We start from the raw sequence: 4,029 nt of genomic DNA on the forward strand, positions 1-4,029 counted from the left end.
ATCGTCAACCATTCGAGCGCCGGATAATTCGCGCCGAATGGGAAGCCGGCGGTGGGTTCGCCCGTATAGCCGCGCGCGGCGCCGAGATAGAATAGCAAGCCACACAGGAGCACCACGGAAGGGTGCCTCCTGAGTTTTGGGGACAACAGGCCATGAGGCAGTCCCAAAAGCGTCCCGTTGGATATGACGACAAGGATTGCCACCGGCCATGGCACGCCGAACTTGCCCACCATGTCGACAAATATGACTCCGAGCAGTGCAATCATCGACCCGACCGATAGATCGATGCCACCCGTCATGATGACAAAGCCCTGCCCGATCGCGAAGAGGCCGAACAGGCCGATGAGGTTGGCAGTATTGCCCAGATTGATCGGCGAGAGGAACAGCGGATTTCGTAAATAGACGACTGCTCCCACAACTATGATCAGGACTGCCAACCCGAAGTCTTTTTTGTGCATCGGTCTCTTTCCTAATTTGCGCCGACAGCGAGCTTGAGCACATTGTGTTCGGAGAACTCCGATCGCGACAGCGATCCGGCGATTTCTCCTTCCCGCAACACGACGATACGGTCCGACACGCCGATCACTTCTTCCATGTCGCTGGAGATCATCATGATCCCGACGCCTGCATCCGCCAAAGCGCGCATCAGCTTGTAGATCTCAACCTTGGAAGCGACATCGATGCCGCGGGTAGGCTCGTCAAAAATGATCATTGCCGGCCGCATCGAAAGCCATTTGCCCAGCACAACCTTTTGCTGATTCCCGCCGGAAAGTTCGGCTGTGTTGCGCATGACGTCGGTGGTCCTCATGCCGAGTTTTACACGCTGGTCTTCGGCGCGCGCCTTAACCAGGCTCTGCGAAACGAAGCCGTTGGACGACACTGAGCCCAGATCGGCGAGGCAAATATTCTCGCAGATCGCGCTTTCCAAGACGAGGCCGGTTCGTTTGCGGTCCTCCGGCACGAGATAGACGCCGGCTTCTATGGCGTCGCGCGGCCTGGCTGCCCTGAAAGGCTTGCCCGCCAGCATCACCTCGCCCTCGAGAATGGCGTCGATACCGAAAATGGCCTCGGCCAATTCCGTTCGTCCCGCACCCACCAGTCCGGCCACGCCCAGAATTTCCCCGTCGTAGACATCGAATTCGACCAAGGCCCCTGGCTTTGCGCGGATTCTGACGGCCCTCAGGGACAGGATAGGCTCGCCGGCAGGGCGAGCCGGCGGCGCATACAAGGAATTGAGGTCACGTCCGATCATCATCCGGATCATGGCGTCATGGTTTATTTCAGACCTGCCGAGTTCTCCGGCTGCCTTGCCGTCGCGCAAAGCGAAGACACGGTCGGCGCATTCCTCAATCTCGCTCAGACGATGCGATATGTAGATGACGGCGATGCCCTCGGCCTTAAGGTCGGCAATGACGCTCATCAGTGTTTTTGTTTCCGACAGGGTCAGCGACGACGTCGGTTCATCCATGATGATTATGCGCGCCTTGATGGAGAGCGCCTTGGCGATTTCGAGCAATTGCCGTTCGGCCAACGACAAGTCAGCGACTGGTGTGTCAGGCTTGAACGTGGCCCCGACCCGTCGCAGAAGCGGTTCGGCCGCGGCACGCATGCTCTTCACATCCAGCAACCCGAGCAAGCCCGCCCGTCTTTCGCGGCCCAAAAACATGTTGGCCGCCACATCGAGATTGTCGAAGACGTTGAGTTCCTGATGCACGAACGCGATCCCGGCGGCCTGGGACTCGGTGACCGAATACCGCTCGTATCGTACGCCATCGACAAGGATGTGGCCCGAACTGGGCTGGATGACACCGCCTAGGACCTTCATCAGGGTGGACTTGCCGGCGCCATTTTCTCCGATCAGGGCGAGCACTTCGCCGGCGATGACCGACATGGACACATTGGAGAGAGCCACCACGCCGGTATAGGCCTTTGAAATGTTCTCAAGCACCAGCAGGGGGCGTTTCTGATCCTCTTTAGTCGTCATATGTCGTGGCCATCTGATTGTGCAGCAACAGCGATGGTTCGGCGTTGTGCGGATATACAAAGTAACAAGCGCACACCGGGCCCGGCAAATGGCCCGAGCCCGATGCGACCGCGTTGACCGGGAGGAGTTTACCCGCCAATGCGCTCTTTGAGTTCCTTCTCGAAGGCATCGACATTGGATTTGGTGATGACCTTGGTCGGAACAATGATGAGGCCATCCGCCGGAACACCCGACTTGTCGCCTTCGAGGTATTTTGCCATTAGGAGCATGCCCTGGTAACCCCACTGGTAGGGGTCCTGCACGACCGTTCCGGCGAAGCTGCCTTCGCGCACCGCACCCAGGGTGATCGGGTCCTCATCGAATGCGATGACCTTGATCGCGCCGAGCTTGCCCGCAGCCTGGAGGGCCTCGTAGATCTTGGGCGGGTTGTAGGAATAGAACCCGACCATACAGGTGATTTCCGGATTGGCGGCAAGCACGTCATCCACATTGGACCGGGCACGGGCGAAATCCACGTCATCTCCGCGCACGTCGACGAGCTCGATCCCCGATCCTTCCACAGCCTTGCGGAACCCTGCGATCCGTTCGATAGCGTTGTCGGCTCCAAGGAAGCCGACGAACCCCATGCATTTTCCGCCCTTGGGCATCGCCGCGACGGCGATTTCGCCAGCCTGCACGCCTGCCAAGGTGTTGGAGGATCCCAGATACGCAATGCGCTTGCTAGCGGGCGCGTCACTGTCGGTGGTGAACAACGGTACCTGGGCTGCAACGCGGTTGAATGCATCGATGGAGTTCTTCGGGTCGGCCGAAGAGATCATGATCGCATCCGTGCCGGCAGCGACAAGGTCATCCATCAGGGCGTTCTGCAGGGCAGCCGTTCCCTGCGCCGGATAGCGGAACTGCAGTTCGTAGCCCGGCAATTCCTCCTGGGCTTTCTTGACTCCGGCTTCGGAGAGCTTCCAGAAATCCGAAGCGGCATTCACGACGAAAGCCAACTGGGGCTTCTCCTGAGCGACAGCGGGGCCGGCCAGACAGGAAACAACCACGGCGATCGAGGCGGCAAGGTTCAGCTTCATTGTTTATCCTCCCATTCTAAGAGCATGGTCACGGCCATACTCCTCGGCGTTACTGAATGCCCCGAGGCAATCCATTGCCTGAGGGCGGCACATATCCTTTGCTTTCGTGGGCCCGGACGGTCGCATTCGGATCATCCCCGGAGCCAGCGTCGGATATTGCTTGCCGCGTGTGTCCTATCCCGGATACCAGACAAGACGCGGGTCATCGGGCGCTCGGGCATAGGCCCAGGCGCGCTGGATAAGGAGCTTGAGGTCGACGGCCGAACGCCAACCGAGCACCATGCGTGCCTTGGTATTGTCGAGCCAGTTGCTATGATAGGGCGTCGAAATCTCTACAACCGGCAGACCGTGCGAGGCGCTCAGTTGGGCCGCGACGGTGGCATAATCCACGGGGACATCCATAGCGACATTGAACAGTCCGCCATTGGCGACCGGATTGTCCAAGGCCAGGAGAATGGCGCTGACAAGATCGCTGACATGGATGAAATTGCGTTTGAGCGCAGCCCCCTTCGCATCGCGAAGCAATGGGACGGCGCCAGTACCGGCATGCCGGGCGATTTCCTCTATCGTCAGGAATTCACCCCACGCCGGTCCGCCGAACTGATCTCGGAAGCTCAACGCATGCCGGAAATCATCCTTCTCCATGATCCAGGGCGCTCGAAGGCTACAGGCATTGATGCCGTATTGAATGCGGTACTGCTCGAGCATGATTTCCTCGATAACCTTGGTGAGTGCGTAACAGCCGGGATAGGCGCGGCGCGGGGAATTTTCGGTAATAGGGGCATCGTACGGATGGAAAATGTGGCCCACCGAGCAATCGCCGCCGATCAGGAGGAACTGCTTTGCCGTCTTCGAAGTACGGAAAGCCTCGAGCAGGTTGAAGATGCCCTTGACGCCCACGTCGATCGCCAGATCGGGCGATTCCTTGACCGCGGCCATATGCAACACATGGGTCACGCCATCCAGGGC

The 4,029-nt window shown here is 59.2% G+C and carries 3 protein-coding genes and 1 pseudogene; all 4 read right to left on the reverse strand.

The genetic code is table 11. The features are described from left to right. Window positions 1–458, reverse strand: a pseudogene (locus C9413_RS28930) (ABC transporter permease); the annotation flags it as partial. 11 nt (window positions 459–469) lie between these two features. Next, the gene (locus C9413_RS28935; protein WP_052451757.1) at window positions 470–1,984 is read right to left on the reverse strand and encodes a sugar ABC transporter ATP-binding protein; all 1,515 of its coding nucleotides are present in this window, start codon (window positions 1,982–1,984) and stop codon (window positions 470–472) included. Window positions 1,985–2,112: 128 nt separating this feature from the next. After that, the gene (locus tag C9413_RS28940; protein WP_040114806.1) at window positions 2,113–3,060 is read right to left on the reverse strand and encodes a sugar-binding protein; all 948 of its coding nucleotides are present in this window, start codon (window positions 3,058–3,060) and stop codon (window positions 2,113–2,115) included. Between the two features lie 174 nt (window positions 3,061–3,234). Continuing rightward, a partial coding sequence (locus tag C9413_RS28945; RefSeq protein ID WP_170251264.1) for an NAD(P)-dependent oxidoreductase occupies window positions 3,235–4,029 on the reverse strand: 795 nt, incomplete at its 5' end.

The organism is Rhizobium sp. SEMIA 4085 (assembly GCF_013004495.1).
Classification (GTDB): Bacteria; Pseudomonadota; Alphaproteobacteria; order Rhizobiales; family Rhizobiaceae; genus Rhizobium; species Rhizobium gallicum.